Here is a 19318-nt window from a genome sequence, read left to right on the forward strand (position 1 = left end):
ATGTTGCGTCGGCCAGGAAACGCCAGGCCGCCGCCGCGAGTTCCCCGGCGCGCGCCGGAGGCGAGGACACTACATCCGGTAAGTGTACACCAGCAGGGCCGACAGGGTGCCGACCATCAGCAGGACCAGCGGAACGCCCGTGCGCACGTAATCGCCGAACGTGTAGCTGCCTTCCGCCATGATCAGCATGTTGGTCTGGTAGGCGATGGGGGTGGCGTAGCAGAGGTTGCAGCCGAATAGCACCGCCAGGATCAGCGGCTCGGGCGGCATTCCGAGCTGCGTCGCGATCGAGAACGCGATCGGAGTCCCGACGGTCGCCGCCGTCGCGTTCGAGGCGAAGTTGGTCAGCAGGGTCACGAACAGCATGATCGCCGCCAGGACGCCCGCCGGCGGCAGATATTGCAGGCCGCTCGCCATTGCCTCGCCGAGCCAGGCAGCGGCGCCGGTCTCGAGGATAAGCCGGCCGATGGCGATGCTTGCCGCCACCAGCACGATGACTTTGGCGGAAAGTGCCCTGCCCACCCGGTCGAACTTCACGCAGCCGGTCACGAACATCGTGATCGCGCCGCCGAGCGCGGCGATGGCGATCGGCAACAGGCCTACGGATGCCATGCCGACCGAGGAGACCATGATCGCCGCCGCCAACAGCGCTTTCGACCGGCGCGGCACTTCGCGCGCGCCTTCGAGTTGCAGCAAGCTGTCGGTCGAGGCGAATTCCTGCAGGCCGCGGGGTACGCCCATCACCAGCAGCACGTCGCCTTCGGCCATGCGGATGTCGCCGTGCGCGTCCATCGGCTCGTTGTGGAGCAGCTTCTCCGGCTTGTGGATGCCGAGCACCGCGACCCCGTAGAGATCGGCGATGCCCGAGGTCGAAAGCGTGCGCCCGACCAGCCGCGAGTCCGCCGTGACGACCATCTCGACCACTTGCACGTCCTCGCCAAGCTCAGCGGCGGTCCTGGTGATCCGGTCGATCACCCAGCCCGGCGCGACTTGTCCTTTGAGTGAACGGATCGCTTCTTCCAGCGCGTCGTGCGTGCCCGATATGCGCAGCCGCTGACCCGCTTCGAACGGGCCCGAGGGGCGCTCCTCGAACCGAAAGTCGTTCGGCAGGCGGTCGAGGATCTCGTCGAAGTGCCGGCCGACCAGGTCGCTCTCCGCGGGCACGCGCAAGCGGGTGAAGAAACGCCGCTGGGCCTGAACGTTCTCGGGGCTGTTATCGCCCAGCAGCCTGGGCATCACCAGCCAGAGGTAAGGCAGCGCCACCAGCGCGGCGACCAGCACGATCGGGGTGAAATCGAAAACGCCGATCGGCCGCATGCCCAGGTCGCGGGCGATCGATACGACCAGGATGTTGGTGGACGTGCCGATCGTCGTCGCCATTCCGCCGATCAGCACCGCGGCGTTCACCGGGATCAGCGTCTTCGACGCCGGCAGCCCGCCCCTCGCAGTGAGGGCCACGAAGATCGGCAGCAGCAGCACCAGCACCGGGGTGTCGTTCACGCCCATCGACAGGAACATCGCCGCCAGCAGCGAGACCAGCAGGCCGAGCTGCTGGTTGAACTTGAACACTCGCTCCAGCAGCCGGGCCGCGGGATCGAGCGCCCCGGTGACGACCAGGCCCCGGCCCATGACCATCAGCGCGCAGATGGTGATCAGCGCGTGATGGCCGAACCCGGAGAAGGCAAGCGCGATGCCGTCGGTCGGCGCGGCGTGGGGCAGAGGGAAGAAATAGAGACCGAGCGCGATGATCGCGATCGTCAGCAGCGAGATGATCTCGGCCGTCATCCGGCCGCGGGCGAAGGCGATGAACACCGACACCGTAACGATCATCGCGGCGGCGGCGTGCAGTGACGGGAATGCAATCACGCCGTCGACCGGGAAGGATTGCGGTTGGTGCCCCTGGCCCGACTCGAACGGGCACTTCCGAAGAAACTCGATTTTGAGTCGAGCGCGTCTACCAATTCCGCCACAGGGGCTGCCTCCACCGGCCCGGGACTAGCCGAGGTGCGGCGCATGCACAACGGGTCAACTGGGGGGTCAACCGGATCGCTTGTCGCTTGCTTCCTTCCGCCGGTCAGCCCTTGAGTGCCTCGGCAATGAGCTTGTGCAACCGCGAGTGCAGTGGGTCGTTCCCGGCGATCACCTGCTTGTCGCAGATCGCCTGCGACCGGCCGCGATAGTCGCTGACGAAGCCGCCGGCCTCGCGCACGAGCAAGCACCCGGCAGCCGTGTCCCACGGGGAAAGATCGCTTTCCCAGAACGCGTCGTAACGGCCGGCAGCGACCCAGGCGAGGTCGAGCGCGGCCGAGCCGAAGCGCCGGATTCCGGCGACCTGCGGGCCGACGGAGGCCAATATCCTGGCCCATTCCCCGAAATCGCCGTGGGCGTTGTAGGGAATGCCGGTGGCGATGAGCGCTTCAGACAGCTGCCGGCGGCCGGATACGCGCAGGCGCGCGTCCTGCAGCCAGGCGCCGCGGGTCTTCTCGGCCCAGAAGGTGTCGTCGGTGATCGGCTGGTAGACCACGGCGGCGATCACGTCGCCCCAGCCGGATCCGTCGAGCTTCGGCTCCTGCGCCGCGATCGAGATCGCGAAGTGTGGGATGCCGTGGAGGAAGTTGGTCGTTCCGTCGAGCGGATCGACGATCCAGCGCGGCTTGGTCGGATCGCCTTCGATCTCCCCGCCTTCTTCCATCAGGAAGCCCCAGTCGGGCCGGGCGAGACGAAGCTCGTCCCACAGCGTGCGCTCGGCCTGCTGGTCGGCCTTGGACACGAAGTCCGACGGCCCTTTGCGGCTGACCTGGAGGTGTTCGACTTCGCGGAAGTCGCGCCGAAGCTTGCCGCCCGCTTTGCGCGCGGCCCGTTCCATGACGCGGATGAGACCCGATACGGCTGCCATCGTCAGTCCTCAGCCGGCTTTGCCGACGTAGGTCCGCTCGTACACGTCGACGACGATCCGGGTTCCGCTGCCGATATGCGGCGGCACCATCACGCGCACGCCGTTGTCGAGGATCGCCGGCTTGTAGCTGGAAGAAGCGGTCTGCCCCTTCACCACCGCGTCGGCTTCCACGATCGTGGCTTCGACCTGTTCCGGCAGGGCGACGCTGATCGGCTTTTCGTCCCACAGCTCGAGCGAAACTTCCATGCCGTCCTGCAGGAAGGCGGCGGCGTCGCCGAGGAGGTCGGCGGGAAGCTGGATCTGCTCGTAATTGTCGTTGTCCATGAACACCAGCATGTCGCCGTCGGCGTAGAGGTACTGGTAGTCCTTGGTGTCGAGCCGAACCTTCTCGATCGTGTCGGCGCTGCGGAAGCGGACGTTGGTCTTGCGGCCGTCCTGCAGGTTCTTCATTTCGACCTGCATGTAGGCGCCGCCCTTGCCCGGCTGCGTGTGCTGGATCTTGGCGACCTTCCAGATGCCGCCTTCGTACTCGAGAATGTTGCCGGGACGGATGTCCACGCCGCTGATCTTCATCGCTGCCTGCCTTGATGAGAGCTGTGGGATTGCCGCGCGCCATAGGGGCCAATTCATGCAAGCGCAACGCAGCCGTGCTATGCTGCCGCCATGAAACGCATCCTGTCAGCGCTCGCCCTGATTCCCGTCGCCTCCGCCGCGCAGGCGCAAGGGCCGATCGCGACTGCCCAGCGCGGTGCTTATGTCTGCGAGATGCCGGGCACCGCCGCCGGCAAGGCGGGGTATGAGCAGCCGGAGCGCAGCTTCCGCATCGAGAGCGCCTCGCGCTATTCCGCGCCCCAGGGCGGAGGCACTTATCTGCTGCGGGGAGACCGCATCGAATTCACCAGCGGGCCGCGCAAGGGTGAAGCCTACCAGGTGATTCGCGCGGGCTTCCTGCGCGCTATCGGCGCAGACGGCTCGCCCGGGCGGCTCCGCTGCGTGCAGCAGGGATCCTAGCCAAGCGTCCCTGAAATCCTCCCCGGGACGGGGAGGGGGACGGTGGAGGGGGCCCGCCGCACGCGCTGCGCCCGAAGGCGGGCCCCCTCCGTCACCGGCCCGAGCCTGACCTGAGCGAATCCGCAGACCACGTGGCAGGGGCCGGCGCCACCTCCCCGTGCCGGGGAGGATTTACGGACAAATGCTACCGATTGGTCAGCAACGGGTAGGGATTGATCGCCGTCGCGGGCTCCCACCATTCGGCGTCGGGCGTGGTCCGCAGGATTGCGAAATGCAGGTGGGGCGCTTCGGGACTGGCGTTGCCGCTGAACCCCACCGTGCCGAGCCGCTGCCCCTGGCTCACCTGCTGCCCTTCCTGAAGACCCAGCGCATAGGCGTCCAGGTGAGCATAGTAGTGGATCGTCCGCCGATCGGCCGAGCGGACGTAGATCGTGTTTCCGCCGGCCTCGGACTGGAACAGGCTGCCGATCGTCCCCGGCGCGGCGGCAATCACCGGCGTGCCCCGGGGCGCCATGATGTCGAGCGCTTCGTGCAGCCGCTCCCCGTCCCCGCGATCATCGGCGAACGTATCGCTTAGCTGAGCGGCGGTCACGCCCTCTACCGGAATGATGAGCGACGCGCTCTCGCCGGGGAGGACGGACCGCCCGGGCTCCGCCTGCCCTTCCCCCACCGCCGGAGCTCCCGCGGAACGTCGTTCGGCACGCATCCCGCCCGTTCCGAGATCGTCGATGTAAAAGCTGCCGACCAGGATCCACACCGCCGAAGTCAGCGTGACGGTGACGACGATCGTCAGAAGCCGGTCGGCCAGCTTCATCGCCTCATGCCTGGAAGATCACTTCGGTCGAACCGTCGACCATCTGTGCCAGGCGCGCCGCGTCCCAGTTGGTCAGACGCACGCAGCCGTGGCTCTGCGCCCGGCCGATCGTTTCCGGCGCGTTCGTGCCGTGGATGCCGTAGTTCTCCTTGGTGAGATCGATCCACACCACGCCGACCGGTCCGTTCGGTCCCGGCGGCAGCTGCTGCTTCTCCTCACTGTCCGGCACGTCCCAGAACAGTTCGGGATCGTAGGAGAACGGCGGGTTGTAGGCGATGCCGTTGATGCCCCACTCGCCGAGCGGGAGGGGGTCGTTGCTGGAGCCGGTCGTGACGGTGAACATGGCGACGAGCTTGTTGCCCTCGTCATAGGCCTTCAGCCAGCCATCGGATTTGTCGACGACGATCCTGCTCACCTCCGGCTGGTCGGTACCGACCCCGAGGGAGGCGAGCGTCTGCTGCCAGCCTTTGTCCTGCACCGCCGACGGATCGATGCGGTCCGCGCCGACGTTCGGCACGCGGATCATCTGGCCCGCGGTGAACATGCCTTGCGCTGCACCGGCCGTGCCCGTGGGCGAAGGCGAAGCGGCGGCGCGAGCGGCCGCCTGGGCATTGCCTTCCGCCGTGTGCTGGCCGCCTTCCGCCAAAGCCGCGCCGCCGCCGGCTTGTCCCGACATCCCCGCAGGCTTGCCGCCGGGATTGAGCTGCCTCAGCACCTCGACAGTGGTGTGGAACCGTTCCGCCAGCCGCTCCTCCAGGCTTTCGTAGCCGAGCCGCTGCAGCTTCGCCTGGTCGGCGGGATCGTCTGGCACCGGCTGGTACGGGCGGGTGCCCCAGTCCTCGGGGATGCGGACGACCCGCGTCGCCGGAATGTTGTTCCACCGCGCGAGCGCCGCCTTCGTCGCCTCGTCGAGCTTGCCGGTCACCTCCAGGCCGTTCGCTTCCTGGAAGCCTTTCAGCGCGTTCTCGGTCGAAAGGCCCATCTTGCCGTCGATAACCCCCGGGCCGAACCCGCGCCGTTCCAGCACGACTTGCGCCTGCATGATCGGCCGCGGTTCGGAATCGGGGATCGCCTCCCGCACCCGCTCGCCCGGCGCAGGATCCTTCGACGCCATCGAATCCGCGCCGCCATCCTGGGCCGGCGTGGCGGCCGCCTCGGCGGTGGTTTCCTCGTCCTTGTCGTCGGTGCCGTCCAGGCCGCAGGCTGTGAGTCCGAGCAGGACGGTGGCGGCGATCAATGTGCGCATCGGCGATAGCTCTCCATGGCGAGGCGCAGGCCGCCCCTCTCTCGGAGAGCTCAACGGGTCACGAACGGATTATATCCAGCCCCTCACCGCGTCAGCGCGCCGCCGCGGCTTGGATCACCTCGCCGAACGCCTTCACCGCGGCGGCTTCGTCCCCGTTCCACACCGCACCGCTGACCGCGATGAAATCCGCTCCCGCCTCGACCAGCGGGCCGCAGTTCTCCGGCGTGATGCCGCCGATGGCGACGCAGGGAAGTTCGAAGATCGACTGCCACCAGCTCAGCAGCTCCGGCTCCGGCCGGTGCTCGCTCGGCTTGGTCTCGCTCGGGAAGAAGCTGCCGAACGCGACGTAGTCGGCCCCCGCCTCGCCCGCTTCCATCGCCAGGTGGCCGCTGGCGTGGCAGGTCACGCCGATCTGCGCCTCGCGGCCGAGTTCCTCCCGCGCCTCCCTCACGTCGCCGTCGCCCTGGCCGAGATGCACGCCGTCCGCCCTCAAGCGCTTGGCTAGCGCGATATCGTCGTTGACGATGAAGGCCACGTCCTTCTCAGCGCAGATCGCCTGCAGCGGTTCGGCCAGACGGGCCGCCTCATGCTGCTCCACGCCTTTCACCCGGAACTGGAACGCCGCCACCGGCCCCGCCGCCAGCGCCCGCTCGAGCCGCGCGGGGAAATCGCCCCCGACCTCGAGCGGCGAGATCAGGTAGAGCTGGCACGAAGGCACGCGCCCCGCATTTTTACCGGTATGACTGCTCACGCTACTGTCCTCAACGCGCCGGTCCGCATTGGCTGCTCCGGCTGGATATACAAGCACTGGCGTGGGCTGTTCTATCCAGACACGCTGCCCGTCAAGCGCTGGTTCGATTACTATGCCGACGCGTTCGACACGGTGGAGATCAACAACAGCTTCTACCGCCTGCCCAAGCCGGAGACTTTCGAGAACTGGCGCAAGCAGGCGCCGCCGGGATTCTGCTACGCGGTCAAGGCCAACCGCTTCCTCACCCAGGCGAAGAAGCTGAAGGATTGCGAGGAGCCGCTCACGCGGATGATGGCTTCCTTCGAGGCACTGAAGCCGGCGCTCGGGCCGATCCTCTACCAGCTTCCGCCGCGCTTCAGGATCAACCTCGAACGGCTGGAGAGCTTCCTCCAGCTCGTCCCCAAAGACGTGACCAACGTCCTCGAATTCCGTGAGCCAAGCTGGTACACCGACGAGACTTTCGCCCTGCTCGAACGCTACGGCGCCAGCTTCTGCGCCCACGACATGCCCGGATCGAAAAGCCCGGACATCGCCGTCGGCCCGGTCGCCTACTTGCGGTTCCACGGCGGCGAAGGGAAATACTGGGGCCGCTACTCCGACGAGCGCCTGCAGAACTGGGCCGAGTGGATCGCCGCCGAAGCGCGCGGCGGCCGGGCGGTGTGGGCCTACTTCAACAACGACATCGACGCCCACGCCATCCACGATGCGCAGACCCTGCGGGCTATGGTCCGTCAGGCCGTTCGATGATCGCACGCTGGTGCGCGAGCGGCGCGGGCGCTAGGACCGGGGCATGAAAAAGCTGGCTGCGCTTGGCGCCCTTGCCCTCCTTTCCGGCTGCATCCACTACCGCAACGCTCCGGCGGTGGACAATGGCGCGGCCGCTCCGCAGGGCACGCCGGTCGGCCTCGGGCAGCCGGTGCAGGTCGGGACGCTCATCGTCACTCCGATCTCGGTGATCGAGGACAGCCGCTGCCCCGAGAACGCCCGCTGCGTCTGGGCCGGCCGCCTCGTCGTCGCCACCCGCATCGACGGCCCCGGCTGGCGGGAAACTCCCGAACTGGCGCTCGGCGAAAGCTACACCACCCCCGCCGCGACCGTGACGCTCGTCTCCGGCCTCCCGGAAAAGCGCACCGACATCGTCACCGCACCCGCGGAATACCGCTTCGTCTACGACGGCAGGAACTAGCGCTCTCTAAATCCTCCCCGGGCCGGGGAGGGGGACCGCGCGAAGCGCGGTGGAGGGGGCCCGCCGCCAGCGTTGCACCAGGAGGCGGGCCCCCTCCGTCACCGGCCGGAGCTTGTCCTGAGCGACGCCGCAGGCGGCGTCGAAGGGGCCGGCGCCACCTCCCCGTACCGGGGAGGATTTTATTCTCGCGCAAAGTGAATCAATTGAAGCTCACACGAAGGCACGAAGCCACGAAGATGAGGGCGGCTCCGCGGCAGGGTCTTCTTCGCGCCTTTGCGCGTTTGCGTGAAAAAAATCCCGGGAACGATCAGGCCAGGCTCGCCTCACAGATCTGGTCGATAGCCGCCCCAAGCGTCCGATCGAATTCCTCGTCGCTCTGGTCGGCGCGCAGGTCCTGCAGCAGGCCGCGGCTGAAGCTGGCGATCATGCCCTTGTTCTTCGCCAGTTCCTCGCAGGCCTCTTCGGTGCTGTAGCCGCCGGACAGGGCGACCACGCGCAGGACTTTGGGATGCTGGACCAGCTCGCGGTAGAGATCGGCCTTTACCGGGATCGACAGCTTGAGCATGACCTGCTGCCCTTCCTCCAGTGAATTGAGCTGCTTGAGGATCTCGGCCTTGAGGATCTCCTCGCCCTGTTCCCGGTCCTCGGCCTTGATCGTATATTCGGGCTCAAGGATCGGCATCAGGCCATGGCCGAGGATCTGCTTGCCGATCTGGAACTGCTGGGCGACGATCGCCCCGATGCCGGTCGGCGAGGCCTGGTTGATGACCGAGCGCATCTTGGTGCCGAACACTCCGAGCCCTTTGGCTCGCTCGCAAAGACCATCAAGGCCCGCGATCGGCTTCATCAGCTGAACGCCGTCGGTTTCGTCCTCCAGCCCTTTGTCCACCTTGAGGAACGGGACCACCCCGCGATCGATCAGCGCCTGGGGGACAGGCTTCCCCTCCACCATTCCGTCCATCGTCTTCTCGAACAGGATCGCGCCGATGACCTTGCCGCTGGCGAAGCTGGGGCTGGTGATGATCCGGCAGCGCATCTCGTGGATCTTGGCGAACATCTCGTCCTCGCCGTTCCACTCGCTGTCGTCCACGCCATAGCCGCGCAGGGCCTTGGGGGTCGATCCGCCCGACTGGTCCAGCGCAGCGATGAAGCCCGTGCCCTGGGCCATCTTGGCGGTCATGTCCTGCTGGTTCATTCGAACTCCCTCATTGGCTGCGGTGTTACTTCTGAAGCGCGGCAACCCCCGGAAGTTCCTTGCCTTCCATCCATTCCAGGAAAGCCCCGCCGGCGGTCGAGACGTAAGTGAAATCCTCGGCCACGCCCGCCTGGTTGAGCGCCGCCACAGTGTCGCCGCCACCGGCGACCGATGTCAACGAGCCTTCTTTGGTCAGGGCGGCCGCAGTCCGGGCCAGCGCCACCGTCGCTTCTTCGAACGGCGGCGTCTCGAACGCGCCGAGCGGCCCGTTCCAGACGAGCGTGCGGCAGGTCTTGAGCACGTCGGCCAGAGCCTCGGTCGCCTGCGGGCCGACGTCGAGGACCATCTCGTCCGCGGCGACTTCGTGCACGTTGCAAGTGCGCAGCGAAGCGGGATTGGCGGCGAATTCCTTCGCCACGACTACGTCGTACGGCAAGTGGACGGTGCAGCCCACCTTGTCCGCCGCGTCGAGGATCTCCTCGACGGTGCCCGTCAGGTCGTGCTCGCACAGGCTCTTGCCGACATCCACGCCGCGCGCGGCCAGGAACGTGTTGGCCATGCCGCCGCCGATGATCAGGTGCTGGACTTTACCGACGAGGTTTTCGAGCACCGCCAGCTTGGTCGAAACTTTGGCTCCACCAACGACCGCAGCGACCGGCGTCTCGGGGTTCCCCAGCGCCGCGTCGAGCGCCTTCAGCTCCTTCTCCATCGCGCGCCCGGCATAGGCCGGCAGCAGGCGCGCCAGTGCCTCGGTGCTGGCATGGGCGCGGTGAGCGGCGGAGAAGGCGTCGTTGACGTAGAGATCGCCGTTGGCCGCGATCGCCTGGGCGAACTCCGCATCGTTCTGCTCCTCGCCCGGCCAGAAACGGGTGTTCTCCAGCAGGCCGATGTCCCCGGGGCGGAAGATGCCGAGCGTCTGCTCGACCACCGGACCCGCGACTTCGGAGATGTACATCACCCGGCGGCCGAGCACGCGCTCCAGATCGCCCTGGATGATGCTCAGCGACATGGTCGAATGCCGTTCCCCCTTGGGGCGACCGAAGTGCGCCAGAAGCAGCACTTTGCCGCCGGCGTCGGCCAGTTCCAGGATCGTGGGCGCGACAGCCTGGGCGCGGGTCAGGTCGGTCGCCCGCCCGTCCTGCAACGGCAGGTTGAGGTCGACGCGGACGAGCGCGACTTTGCCGTGGACGTCGCCGAGATCGTCGAGAGTGCGGAAAGCGGTCTTCTGCATGGCGTTATTCGGGCTTCCGTTTGTCCGTGGTGCGTTGTTCGACAGGCTCAACCGCACCTCACTCGTCATCCCCCACCCTGGTCGTCATCCCCGCGAACGCGGGGATCCCGCTGGCGGCGCTCGCAGCTAGCGGGGTTCCCGCTTTCGCGGGAATGACGGAAGGGGGTTAATCAATGCAATCCAAATCACCCGTCAGAGGAACTTCGCCATCAGGCCGGCGGTGTCGATCATCCGGTTGGAGAAGCCCCACTCGTTGTCGTACCAGCTGACCACGCGGGCAAGCTTGCCTTCGAGCACCGCGGTTTCGAGGCTGTCGACAGTCGAGCTGGCCGGCTGGTGGTTGAAGTCGCTGCTGACGAGCGGCTGATCGGTGAAGTCGAGCACGCCCTTCATCGCGCCGTTCGCGGCAGCCTTGAGCGCTTCGTTGAGCTCTTCCTTGGTCGTGTCGCGCGAAGGCGTGAACACGAGGTCGATCAGCGACACGTTCGGCGTCGGCACGCGGACCGAGGAGCCGTCCAGCTTGCCCTTCAGCTCCGGCAGCACCAGGCCGACCGCGCGGGCGGCGCCGGTCGTGGTCGGGATCATGTTCTGCGCCCCGCCGCGGGCCCGGCGCATGTCGCTGTGCATCTGGTCGAGCATGCGCTGGTCGTTGGTGTAGCTGTGGATCGTCGTCATGAAGCCGCGCTCGATGCCGACCGCGTCGTTGAGCACTTTGGCCACCGGCGCGAGGCAGTTGGTGGTGCAGCTCGCGTTGGAGACGATGTCGTCCTCGGCGGTCAGGGTGTCCTGGTTGACGCCGAACACGATGGTCTTGGAAACGCCCGTCGCCGGCGCCGAAATCAGCACCCGCTTGGCGCCGGCTGCGATGTGCGGGCGGCTCGCTTCGTCGGACTGGAAGAAGCCGGTGCACTCGAGCACGATGTCGACGCCCATCTCGCCGTGCGGCAGCTTGCCCGGCTCGCGCTCCTTGGTGACGGCGATGCGCTTGCCGTTCACGGTGATGCTGTCCTCACCGGCGGTCACCTGGCCGGGGAAGCGGCCGTGGGTGCTGTCGTACTGGAACAGCAGCGCGTTGGCCTTGGCGTCCGCGAGGTCGTTGATCGCGACGAGCTCCAGATCGTGGTCGTCCCGCTCCAGGATCGCCCGGGCTACGAGCCGGCCGATGCGTCCGAAACCGTTGATCGAAACCTTCGTCGCCATCTAATGAACTCCTGCTATTAGCCTATTTTCTCAAGGATTTTCGGAACGATCGCATCGACGCTGAAGCCGAAGTGCGGGAACAGGTCCTCGGCCGGGGCCGATGCCCCGAAGCGGTCGAGACCGATCCGCACGCCCTCCAGCCCCGTGTAGCGTTCCCACCCGAAAGTCGTTCCCGCCTCGATCGAGACGCGCAACGCGCCTGCCGGAAGGATGTCCGCGCGATAGCTTTCCGGCTGTTCGTCGAACAGTTCGGTGCACGGCATGGAGACGACGTCCGCGCCGATCCCCTTGCCTTCGAGCGCTTCGGCCACATCGCAGGCCAGCTCGACTTCCGATCCGGTCGCGATCAGCACGACCTTGCGATCGGCCTTGGCCGCGCGCAGGCGATAGCCGCCCTTCGCGCAAAGGTTCTCCGAAGCATCGTCGCGCACCGCCGGCAGGTTCTGCCGGGTCAGCGCAAGCAAAGAGGGCCGGTCGGCCTGCTGCAGCGCCAGTTCCCAGCATTCGGCGGTTTCGAGCGCGTCGGCCGGGCGCATGACCAGCAGGTTCGGGATCGCGCGCAGCGACTGCAGATGCTCGATCGGCTGGTGGGTAGGACCGTCTTCGCCGAGGCCGATGGAGTCATGGGTCATGACATAGACCACACGGATTTCCTGCAGCGCCGAGAGGCGGATCGCCGGGCGGCAGTAGTCGGCGAAGACCAGGAAGGTGCCGCCGTAAGGGATCACGCCGCCGTGCAGCGCCATCCCGTTCATCGCCGCGCCCATGCCGAACTCGCGGATACCGTAGTAGACGTAGCGCCCGCCATAGCTTTCCGCCGTCAGGGGCGTCGTGCTCGGGGTCTTGGTGTTGTTCGATCCGGTGAGGTCTGCGGAGCCGCCGATCAGCGCCGGAATGTTCTGCGTCAGCACGCCCAGCGCCGCTTCGCTCGACTTGCGGGTGGCCATCTTCGGGCCTTCGGCGGCGAGCTGCGCCTTGTAATCGGTCCAGTCCTGCGAGGTCGGCAGCGTGCCGGCCATGCGCGCGGTGAACTCATCGGCCCGAGCATTGCCCTTGAGCCGCCCTTCCCACTCGCTGCGCAGCGCCTTGCCGCGCTCCCCAGTGGCGCGCCAGTCGGACAGGATCTCGCCGGGAATCTCGAACGGAGCAGACGTCCAGCCCAGCGTCTCGCGCGCGGCGGCGACTTCAGCCTCGCCCAGGGCGGCGCCGTGCGTCGCGCTGGTGCCCTGCTTGTTCGGCGCGCCTTTGCCGATCACCGTTTTGCAGGCGACCAGCGACGGGCGCGGATCGGCCAGCGCTTCGTCGATCGCCCGCGACACATCGGCGGCATCATGGCCGTTGCAGCTGACGACGTGCCAGCCGGTGGCGGTGTAGCGGGCGCGGATGTCCTCGCTGGTCGAAAGGTCGGTGCTGCCGTCGATAGTGATGTTGTTGTCGTCCCACAGCACGATCATACGGCCGAGCTTGAGGTGCCCGGCCAGGCCGATCGCCTCGTGGTTGACGCCTTCCATCAGGCAGCCGTCGCCGGCGATCACCCAGGTGCGGTGATCGACCAGATCGTCGCCGAATTCCGCGTTGAGGTGCCGTTCGGCGATAGCCATGCCGACCGCCATCGCCAGGCCCTGGCCGAGCGGACCGGTAGTCGCCTCGACGCCTTCGAGCAGGAAGTTCTCCGGGTGGCCGGCGCAAGGGCTGCCGAGCTGGCGGAAGTTGGCGATCTCCTCCATCGTCGGATGCGCGTAGCCCGACAGGTGGAGCAGCGAGTAGATCAGCATCGAACCGTGGCCGGCGCTGAGCACGAAGCGGTCGCGGTCGGCCCAGTCGGTCGCCGTGGGGTCGAACTTCAGGTACTTGGACCACAGCACGGTGGCGACGTCGGCCATGCCCATCGGCATGCCGGGGTGCCCGCTGTTCGCCGCCTGCACCGCATCCATCGAAAGGGCGCGGATGGCATTGGCCATAGGCGCGAGACGGGCGGGATCGAGGCTCATTCGGACAGCTCCTGCTGGGCGCCGGTTGTGGAGATAAACGGCTTTGATTCGGCGCGCCGCCTCTCTCGCGGACGGTCCGCGCGCCGTCAAGCGCAGCCCCCGGACGGCGGTTTGTCGCCAGCGGAGACCTTTTCACAGCTTTCTGCGCCAAGGCTTTGCCGCGGCGCACGCATTTGCGTAAGCTGCCTGTCATGGAGGGGGATCGCATCACGCGGGCGCTGTCCCGCATAGAGGCCGCGGCAGCCCGGATCGAGAGCGCAGCCGCGCAACCCGTTCGCGCGCCCACGCCCAGCCCCGATGCCGATCTCCAGCGCAAGCACGCGGCCCTGGTCAGCGAAGCCGGCGCCGCGCTGCAGGACCTCGACCGGCTGATCGGAAGCCTGGAGCGATGAGCAACGTCACTCTCGAGATCGCCGGGCGCAAGTTCGCCGTCGCCTGCGCTCCGGGGGAGGAACAGCACATCGCGATGCTCGGCCGCACGATCGACGAGAAGCTGGCCGGCATGCCGAACGTCACCAACCAGTCGGAAGCCCGCGTCCTGCTGTTCGCCGCGCTCCTGCTGGCGGACGAGAATCACGAGCTGAAGCAGGCCCGGCCCACCGCCGAACCCGCCCCCGATATCGCCGAACCGTTGGAAGCTCTCGCCGAACGGCTCGAATCTCTCGCGATGCGGCTTGAGAACGGGCCCGCGAGCTCCTAAATAGGGATCGGCGGGACTGCCCGGCACGCGCCGACAGAATATCCCTGAGGCTATAAGCAATCCATGGGAGTTGTCCCTGTTCGGTCCACGGGTTCGTCCTGAGGTCCGATGCATACGGCGCCCACCTGACGTTAGGCGTCAGAGGATTTCCCCGGCTCCGACCCATGGTGGTTCCGCCACTTCGCCGACAAGTCGAGCCGACGTCTCGACAATCGGCGCAACTGTCTCGACTTCGACCCACGCGAACGGCATGTGAAGCGCATGTCCGATCCCGAAATCATCCAGCAGAAGAAATCCATCCGTAACCGCCTGCGCAAGGCGCGCGTGGAGCATGCCGCATCGCTGCCGAAGCAGGTCAGCGCGCTGGTGTTCCACCGCCCGCCTACCGCAGTTGTCGACATGGTGCCGGAAGACGCCGTGATCGGCCTCTACCGCGCCGATCCCGGCGAGGCCCCGGCATCGTCTTACGCCAAGTTCTTCTTCGAGCGCGGCCACACCATCGCCCTGCCCTGGCTGGTCGATCTCAACACGCCGATGCGATTCCGGGTCCATACCGATCCGTACGGGGAGTCGGATCTCGCCAAGGGCTACTTCGGGCTCATGCAGGGGTCGGAAGATGCGCCCGAAGTCGTGCCCGACGTGCTGTTCATGCCGCTGGTGGCCTTCACCGCGAAAGGCGACCGGCTCGGCCAGGGCGGCGGTTTCTACGACAAATGGCTCGGCGCCCATCCGGACGTGATCCGCATCGGCCTGGCCTGGGACATGCAGGAAGTGCCCGAATTGCCGATCGAGCCGCACGACATGCCGCTGACCGCGATCGTCACGCCCACGCGCCTGCTCGGGCCGTTCTGATGCGCAAGGAGCCGAGCCTGCGCATTCCCCTGGGCATCCTGGCCCTGCTCGCGGGACTGATCGCCTATGCTTTGGGGATCGCCTGGGCTTCGCAGTGGATCGGGCAACTGCCGGTCTGGGCGCAGACCGCGATCTACCCGGTGCTCGGCGTGGTCTGGCTGCTGCCGCTGCGGCGGTTTCTGATCTGGATGGAAACCGGCCGCTGGCGCTAACCAAAAGGTTCCAAGTGGCGCGAGTGACGGGGCTCGAACCCGCGACCTCCGGCGTGACAGGCCGGCACTCTAACCAACTGAGCTACACCCGCGTTTTTCGGTGTCGCACCGCTTGGAAGCCGCGCCACTAAGGCAGGCGATCCGGGGTGTCAACAGGTCCGCGCGAGGCTTTTTCACAAGGCGCGGCAGAAGAGGGATACCGGGCCTGGGCGAAGTGGATTTCCACAGGTTCGGGCGGTCACAAACAGCCAGTTCTCGGCGCAGAACCGCGATTCCGGCGCGGCGCCCTCGCGAATCAATCGGCCAGCAGGAGCACCGGCGTTTCGATCAGCTTCTTCATCTGCTGCACGAAAGCCGCCGCGTCGTAGCCATCGACCACGCGGTGATCGCAGCTGATCGACACGTTCATCAGCTTGCGCTTCTCGATCCGCTCCCCGCCCATTCCGTCGGCCACGAACATCGGCCGCTCGACGATGCGGTTGGGGCCGATGATAGCCACTTCGGGCCGGTTGATGACCGGAGTCGTCGCCACGCCGCCCAAGGGCCCGAGCGAGGTGACCGTCAGCGTCGAGCCCGAAAGCTCGTCCGACCTGGCGCTGCCGTCGCGCGCCGCTTCGGCCAGCCGCTGGATCTCCGCCGCGAGCTGCCACAGGTTCCGGGTCTGGGCGTCGCGGATTACCGGCACCATCAGCCCGCCATCGGTCATCGTCGCCATACCGAGGTGGACCGAACCGTGGCGGGTGACCACGTTCGCCTCGTCATCATAGCGCGCGTTGATCATCGGGAACGCCGGCAGCGCGCGGCAGATCGCGGTGATCAGCAGCGGCAGCAGCGTGAGCTTGGGCTTGCTGCCGCGGTTCGCGTTGAGATCGGCGCGCAGCCTCTCGAGATCGGTGACGTCGCATTCCTCGACATAGGAGAAGTGCGGAATGTTGCGCTTCGACGCCGCCATGTTCTCGGCGATCCGGCGGCGGAGCCCGATGACCTTGATCTGCTCGTCGCGCATCCGGCGGCCGGCCGGAGCGAAACCCTTCGCGCCGCTATAGGCGAGGAACGCATCGAGATCGGCATGGCGAATGCGGCCGTCCTCGGCCGGTCGGACTTCGGCGAGATCGATGCCGAGTTCGTCGGCGCGCTTGCGCACCGCGGGGGAGGCCAGGACTTTGGCTGAAGGCCTGGCGCTCTTCCCCTCACCCGTTCGGGCTGAGCTTGTCGAAGCCCCGTTCTTCTCTTCTGGCGCCGCGCTCGAAGAAAAGGACGGCCCTTCGACAGGCTCAGGGCGAACGGGTTCTGGAGGTGGTGCGGAATCCTGCGGACGAGGCTCGTCCACCGCCTCCGCCTGCTCGCGCGTATCTTCCACATCCTCCGCAGTCGACGTCTCAGCCGCGATCCGCTCCTCGACCGCCTCGGCCTTGGGGGCAGGCGCTTCCTCCACGAGGTCCATCGGGATCTCGCCGTCGGTCTCGATCACCACCAGGCGCGAGCCGATGGCGATCACGTCACCCTCCTCGCCCGCGACTTCGACGATCCGTCCCGCGACCGGGCTTTCCATCTCGACCGTCGCCTTGTCGGTCATCATGTCGGCCAGGCGGTCGTCTTCCTCGACCATGTCGCCAACTTTGACGTGCCAGGCGACGATCTCGGCTTCGGCGATGCCTTCGCCGATGTCGGGCAGGTTGAAGGTGAAGCGGCTCATCGCGTTAGGCTCCCAGCAGCTTGTCGATGGCCTCGCCGATACGGATCGGCCCGGGGAAGTACGCCCATTCCAGGCTGTGCGGATAAGGCGTGTCGAAGCCGGTCACGCGCTCGACCGGGGCTTCCAGGTGATAGAAGCAGCGCTCCTGCACCTGGGCGGCGAGTTCGGCGCCGAAGCCGGAGGTGCGCGTCGCCTCGTGTATCACCAGGCAACGCCCGGTCTTTTCCACCGAGTTTTCCACAGCCTCGATGTCGAGCGGCAGGAGCGTCCGGAGGTCGAGGATCTCCGCGTCCACGCCCTTCTCGCGGCACACCGCTTCGGCGACATGGACCATCGTGCCGTAAGTCAGCACCGTCATTGCGTGCCCTTCCCGCACCGTTCGCGCCTTGCCGAGAGGGATCGAGTAATACCCTTCCGGCACCCGCGCGTCGGGATGGTCCTTCCACGGCTTGGTCGGCTTGTCGTAATAGCCGTCGAACGGGCCGTTGTAGATCCGCTTGGGCTCGAAGAAGATCACCGGATCGTTGTCCTCGATCGCGGCGATCAGCAGGCCCTTCGCATCGTGCGGCGTGCTCGGCACGACAGTCTTGAGCCCGGCCACGTGGGTGAAGATCGCCTCCGGGCTCTGGCTGTGGGTCTGTCCGCCGAAGATGCCGCCGCCGAAGGGGCTGCGCACAGTCATCGGGGCGATGAACTCGCCGGCCGAGCGATAGCGCAGGCGGGCCGCTTCGCTGATGAGCTGGTCGAGCCCCGGATAGATATAGTCGGCGAACTGAATCTCCGGCACGGGCCTCAAGCCATAAGCGCCCATCCCCACGGCGGCGCCGATGATGCCGTTCTCGCTGATCGGCGTGTCGAACACGCGGGTCTTGCCGTACTTCTCCTGCAGGCTCGCCGTGGCGCGGAACACGCCGCCGAAGTAGCCGACGTCCTCGCCCATCACGATCACATCGGGATCGCGTTCGAGCATGATGTCGAGCGCGTCGTTGATCGCTTCGATCATGTTCATCGGCCGGGCCGGCGCGTCGGCCAGGCTGACGACGTCGTCGCGGCTCACTGTGGCCATTTGATCTGCCTTTCGCGGATCGCCTGCTCGGCCTGTTCCTCGAGGTGCCAGGGCAACTCCTCGAAAACATCCTCGAACATCGTGTGGAACGGATGGTGCAGGCCATGGCCGAGGATGCCGTTCTTCTCGGCCTCCTTGGTCGCCGCCTTGACCTGCTCGGCCAGGGCGCGGTCCATCTCCTGCTGCTGCTCCTCCGACCATTCGCCCAGCGCGATGAGGTGCTGCTTGAGGCGCATGATCGGATCGCCGAGCGGCCATTCCTCGCGCTCCTGCGCGGAGCGATAGGCGGAAGGGTCGTCCGAAGTCGAATGGCCTTCGGCACGGTAAGTGAAGTGCTCGATCAGCGTTGGCCCGTTGTTGGACCGGGCACGGTCGGCCGCCCAGCGGGTCGCGGCATAGACCGCCAGCGGATCGTTGCCGTCGATCCGCAGCCCGGCGATGCCATAGCCGATCGCCCGCGCCGCGAATGTCGTCCGCTCGGCTCCGGCGAAGCCCGAGAAGCTCGAGATCGCCCACTGGTTGTTGATCACGTTGAAGATGACCGGCGCGTTGTAGACCGCCGCGAAAGTCATGCCGGAGTGGAAGTCCCCCTCGGCCGTGCTGCCTTCCCCCAGCCAGGTCGCGGCGATCCGGCTGTCGTGGCGGATCGCGCTGGCCATCGCCCAGCCGACCGCCTGGGGAACCTGGGTCGCCAGGTTGCCGCTGATGGTGAAGAAGCTGTGCGCCCGGCTCGAATACATGATCGGCAGCTGGCGGCCCTTCAGCTTGTCTCCACGGTTCGAGTAGATCTGGTTGATCATCTCGAGCAGCGGATAGTCGCGCGCGATCAGGATGCCCTGCTGGCGGTAGCTGGGGAACACCATGTCGTCCGACGCCAGCGCGTGCGCGGCGGCGACACTGGTCGCCTCCTCCCCGGTGCACTTCATGTAGAAGCTGGTCTTGCCCTGCCGCTGGCCGCGGTACATCCGCTCGTCGAACGCGCGGGTCAGCGCCATGTGGCGCAGCATCCCGCGCAGCTTGTCCGGCGTGAGGCGCGGATCCCATGGACCGTGGGCCTGGTGATCGTCTCCCAGCACGCGCACGAGATCGGTGCAGAGCGGATTGGTATCGCTGGGTGCGCAGGCTTCGTCGGGCCGCATCTGTGCGCCGGCCTGCGGCACCGGGATGTGCGAGAAATCGACCGCGTCGCCGGGGCGGAACTTCGGCTCCGGCACATGCAGTGCGAGCCGCGGGCGGTTGTACCCTCCCCCTTCGCCCTGCTTCGCCATGCG

20 protein-coding genes and 2 tRNA genes are annotated in these 19318 nt (G+C 67.0%); 7 read left to right on the plus strand and 15 right to left on the minus strand.

Annotated elements, in window-relative coordinates; all coding sequences use genetic code 11:
• Window positions 1-69: 69 nt before the first annotated feature.
• The 4 genes from GRI75_RS04155 to efp all read right to left on the minus strand — a co-directional run bounded on the left by GRI75_RS04155 (window position 70) and on the right by efp (window position 3469).
• Complete coding sequence (locus GRI75_RS04155; RefSeq protein WP_202389588.1) at window positions 70-1830, minus strand: SLC13 family permease; 1761 nt, start codon at window positions 1828-1830, stop codon at window positions 70-72.
• Between the two features lie 61 nt (window positions 1831-1891).
• Window positions 1892-1976 (minus strand) — tRNA-Leu (locus GRI75_RS04160).
• A 98-nt stretch (window positions 1977-2074) separates the two neighbouring features.
• On the minus strand, window positions 2075-2896 hold the full coding sequence (locus GRI75_RS04165) for an inositol monophosphatase family protein (RefSeq protein WP_160745699.1): 822 nt from the start codon (window positions 2894-2896) through the stop codon (window positions 2075-2077).
• A 9-nt stretch (window positions 2897-2905) separates the two neighbouring features.
• Complete coding sequence (efp, locus tag GRI75_RS04170; RefSeq protein WP_160745700.1) at window positions 2906-3469, minus strand: elongation factor P; 564 nt, start codon at window positions 3467-3469, stop codon at window positions 2906-2908.
• Window positions 3470-3559: 90 nt separating this feature from the next.
• On the opposite strand from efp, the gene GRI75_RS04175 reads away from it, so the two are divergent.
• Window positions 3560-3907, plus strand: coding sequence for an elongation factor P (locus GRI75_RS04175; protein WP_160745701.1), 348 nt, complete (start codon window positions 3560-3562; stop codon window positions 3905-3907).
• 184 nt (window positions 3908-4091) lie between these two features.
• Here GRI75_RS04175 and GRI75_RS04180 read toward each other — a convergent pair whose 3' ends face one another.
• From GRI75_RS04180 to thiE, 3 genes are all read right to left on the minus strand, one after another.
• Entirely contained in the window at window positions 4092-4721 is a 630-nt protein-coding gene (locus GRI75_RS04180) for a M23 family metallopeptidase (RefSeq protein ID WP_160745702.1), read from the minus strand.
• Between the two features lie 4 nt (window positions 4722-4725).
• Complete coding sequence (locus GRI75_RS04185; protein ID WP_160745703.1) at window positions 4726-5967, minus strand: L,D-transpeptidase family protein; 1242 nt, start codon at window positions 5965-5967, stop codon at window positions 4726-4728.
• 91 nt (window positions 5968-6058) lie between these two features.
• Window positions 6059-6718: a thiamine phosphate synthase gene (gene thiE, locus GRI75_RS04190; protein WP_160745704.1), complete on the minus strand. Its 660-nt coding sequence runs from the start codon at window positions 6716-6718 to the stop codon at window positions 6059-6061.
• Here thiE and GRI75_RS04195 point away from each other — a divergent pair.
• Window positions 6707-7465: a DUF72 domain-containing protein gene (locus tag GRI75_RS04195; protein WP_160745705.1), complete on the plus strand. Its 759-nt coding sequence runs from the start codon at window positions 6707-6709 to the stop codon at window positions 7463-7465. The two genes, thiE and GRI75_RS04195, sit on opposite strands and share 12 nt — an antisense overlap.
• Before the next feature lie 43 nt (window positions 7466-7508).
• Window positions 7509-7904 (plus strand): hypothetical protein, encoded by a 396-nt coding sequence (locus GRI75_RS04200; protein ID WP_160745706.1) that lies wholly within the window; start codon window positions 7509-7511, stop codon window positions 7902-7904.
• Between the two features lie 307 nt (window positions 7905-8211).
• On the opposite strand, the gene GRI75_RS04205 is transcribed toward GRI75_RS04200, so the two are convergent.
• From GRI75_RS04205 to tkt, 4 genes are all read right to left on the minus strand, one after another.
• Entirely contained in the window at window positions 8212-9099 is an 888-nt protein-coding gene (locus GRI75_RS04205; protein WP_160745707.1) for a fructose bisphosphate aldolase, read from the minus strand.
• A gap of 25 nt (window positions 9100-9124) precedes the next feature.
• Entirely contained in the window at window positions 9125-10330 is a 1206-nt protein-coding gene (locus GRI75_RS04210) for a phosphoglycerate kinase (protein ID WP_160745708.1), read from the minus strand.
• 192 nt (window positions 10331-10522) lie between these two features.
• Window positions 10523-11530 (minus strand): type I glyceraldehyde-3-phosphate dehydrogenase, encoded by a 1008-nt coding sequence (gene gap / locus GRI75_RS04215; protein WP_160745709.1) that lies wholly within the window; start codon window positions 11528-11530, stop codon window positions 10523-10525.
• Between the two features lie 17 nt (window positions 11531-11547).
• Complete coding sequence (gene tkt / locus GRI75_RS04220) at window positions 11548-13521, minus strand: transketolase (protein ID WP_160745710.1); 1974 nt, start codon at window positions 13519-13521, stop codon at window positions 11548-11550.
• Window positions 13522-13712: 191 nt separating this feature from the next.
• On the opposite strand from tkt, the gene GRI75_RS04225 reads away from it, so the two are divergent.
• From GRI75_RS04225 to GRI75_RS04240, 4 genes are all read left to right on the plus strand, one after another.
• Entirely contained in the window at window positions 13713-13913 is a 201-nt protein-coding gene (locus GRI75_RS04225; protein WP_160745711.1) for a hypothetical protein, read from the plus strand.
• Window positions 13910-14221, plus strand: a complete 312-nt coding sequence (gene zapA, locus GRI75_RS04230; RefSeq protein ID WP_160745712.1) for a cell division protein ZapA — start codon at window positions 13910-13912, stop codon at window positions 14219-14221. The genes GRI75_RS04225 and zapA overlap by 4 nt, the downstream gene beginning before the upstream one ends.
• 261 nt (window positions 14222-14482) lie before the next feature.
• Window positions 14483-15073 (plus strand): 5-formyltetrahydrofolate cyclo-ligase, encoded by a 591-nt coding sequence (locus tag GRI75_RS04235; protein WP_160745713.1) that lies wholly within the window; start codon window positions 14483-14485, stop codon window positions 15071-15073.
• On the plus strand, window positions 15073-15285 hold the full coding sequence (locus GRI75_RS04240) for a DUF2842 domain-containing protein (protein ID WP_160745714.1): 213 nt from the start codon (window positions 15073-15075) through the stop codon (window positions 15283-15285). The genes GRI75_RS04235 and GRI75_RS04240 overlap by 1 nt, the downstream gene beginning before the upstream one ends.
• A gap of 15 nt (window positions 15286-15300) precedes the next feature.
• On the opposite strand, the gene GRI75_RS04245 is transcribed toward GRI75_RS04240, so the two are convergent.
• From GRI75_RS04245 to GRI75_RS04260, 4 genes are all read right to left on the minus strand, one after another.
• A tRNA-Asp gene (locus tag GRI75_RS04245) sits at window positions 15301-15377 on the minus strand.
• A gap of 203 nt (window positions 15378-15580) precedes the next feature.
• Window positions 15581-16981, minus strand: a complete 1401-nt coding sequence (locus tag GRI75_RS04250) for a dihydrolipoamide acetyltransferase family protein (protein WP_160745715.1) — start codon at window positions 16979-16981, stop codon at window positions 15581-15583.
• Between the two features lie 4 nt (window positions 16982-16985).
• The gene (locus tag GRI75_RS04255; protein WP_202389589.1) at window positions 16986-18047 is read right to left on the minus strand and encodes an alpha-ketoacid dehydrogenase subunit beta; all 1062 of its coding nucleotides are present in this window, start codon (window positions 18045-18047) and stop codon (window positions 16986-16988) included.
• Window positions 18035-19315, minus strand: coding sequence for a 3-methyl-2-oxobutanoate dehydrogenase (2-methylpropanoyl-transferring) subunit alpha (locus GRI75_RS04260; protein WP_160745716.1), 1281 nt, complete (start codon window positions 19313-19315; stop codon window positions 18035-18037). The genes GRI75_RS04255 and GRI75_RS04260 overlap by 13 nt, the downstream gene beginning before the upstream one ends.
• Window positions 19316-19318 lie beyond the last annotated feature (3 nt).

The organism is Croceibacterium soli, from assembly GCF_009828065.1.
Classification (GTDB): Bacteria; Pseudomonadota; Alphaproteobacteria; order Sphingomonadales; family Sphingomonadaceae; genus Croceibacterium_B; species Croceibacterium_B soli.

Bases quoted from the DNA above. Each gene is read 5' to 3' on its own strand.
- GRI75_RS04225 (WP_160745711.1), top strand. From the start codon at position 13,713: ATGGAGGGGGATCGCATCACGCGGGCGCTGTCCCGCATAGAGGCCGCG.
- GRI75_RS04185 (WP_160745703.1), bottom strand. From the start codon at position 5,967: ATGCGCACATTGATCGCCGCCACCGTCCTGCTCGGACTCACAGCCTGC.
- GRI75_RS04260 (WP_160745716.1), bottom strand. From the start codon at position 19,315: ATGGCGAAGCAGGGCGAAGGGGGAGGGTACAACCGCCCGCGGCTCGCA.
- GRI75_RS04195 (WP_160745705.1), top strand. From the start codon at position 6,707: ATGACTGCTCACGCTACTGTCCTCAACGCGCCGGTCCGCATTGGCTGC.
- GRI75_RS04155 (WP_202389588.1), bottom strand. From the start codon at position 1,830: ATGATCGTTACGGTGTCGGTGTTCATCGCCTTCGCCCGCGGCCGGATG.
- GRI75_RS04180 (WP_160745702.1), bottom strand. From the start codon at position 4,721: ATGAAGCTGGCCGACCGGCTTCTGACGATCGTCGTCACCGTCACGCTG.
- efp (WP_160745700.1), bottom strand. From the start codon at position 3,469: ATGAAGATCAGCGGCGTGGACATCCGTCCCGGCAACATTCTCGAGTAC.
- GRI75_RS04210 (WP_160745708.1), bottom strand. From the start codon at position 10,330: ATGCAGAAGACCGCTTTCCGCACTCTCGACGATCTCGGCGACGTCCAC.
- GRI75_RS04235 (WP_160745713.1), top strand. From the start codon at position 14,483: ATGTCCGATCCCGAAATCATCCAGCAGAAGAAATCCATCCGTAACCGC.
- zapA (WP_160745712.1), top strand. From the start codon at position 13,910: ATGAGCAACGTCACTCTCGAGATCGCCGGGCGCAAGTTCGCCGTCGCC.
- tkt (WP_160745710.1), bottom strand. From the start codon at position 13,521: ATGAGCCTCGATCCCGCCCGTCTCGCGCCTATGGCCAATGCCATCCGC.
- GRI75_RS04240 (WP_160745714.1), top strand. From the start codon at position 15,073: ATGCGCAAGGAGCCGAGCCTGCGCATTCCCCTGGGCATCCTGGCCCTG.
- GRI75_RS04175 (WP_160745701.1), top strand. From the start codon at position 3,560: ATGAAACGCATCCTGTCAGCGCTCGCCCTGATTCCCGTCGCCTCCGCC.
- gap (WP_160745709.1), bottom strand. From the start codon at position 11,530: ATGGCGACGAAGGTTTCGATCAACGGTTTCGGACGCATCGGCCGGCTC.
- GRI75_RS04200 (WP_160745706.1), top strand. From the start codon at position 7,509: ATGAAAAAGCTGGCTGCGCTTGGCGCCCTTGCCCTCCTTTCCGGCTGC.
- GRI75_RS04255 (WP_202389589.1), bottom strand. From the start codon at position 18,047: ATGGCCACAGTGAGCCGCGACGACGTCGTCAGCCTGGCCGACGCGCCG.
- GRI75_RS04250 (WP_160745715.1), bottom strand. From the start codon at position 16,981: ATGAGCCGCTTCACCTTCAACCTGCCCGACATCGGCGAAGGCATCGCC.
- GRI75_RS04165 (WP_160745699.1), bottom strand. From the start codon at position 2,896: ATGGCAGCCGTATCGGGTCTCATCCGCGTCATGGAACGGGCCGCGCGC.
- GRI75_RS04205 (WP_160745707.1), bottom strand. From the start codon at position 9,099: ATGAACCAGCAGGACATGACCGCCAAGATGGCCCAGGGCACGGGCTTC.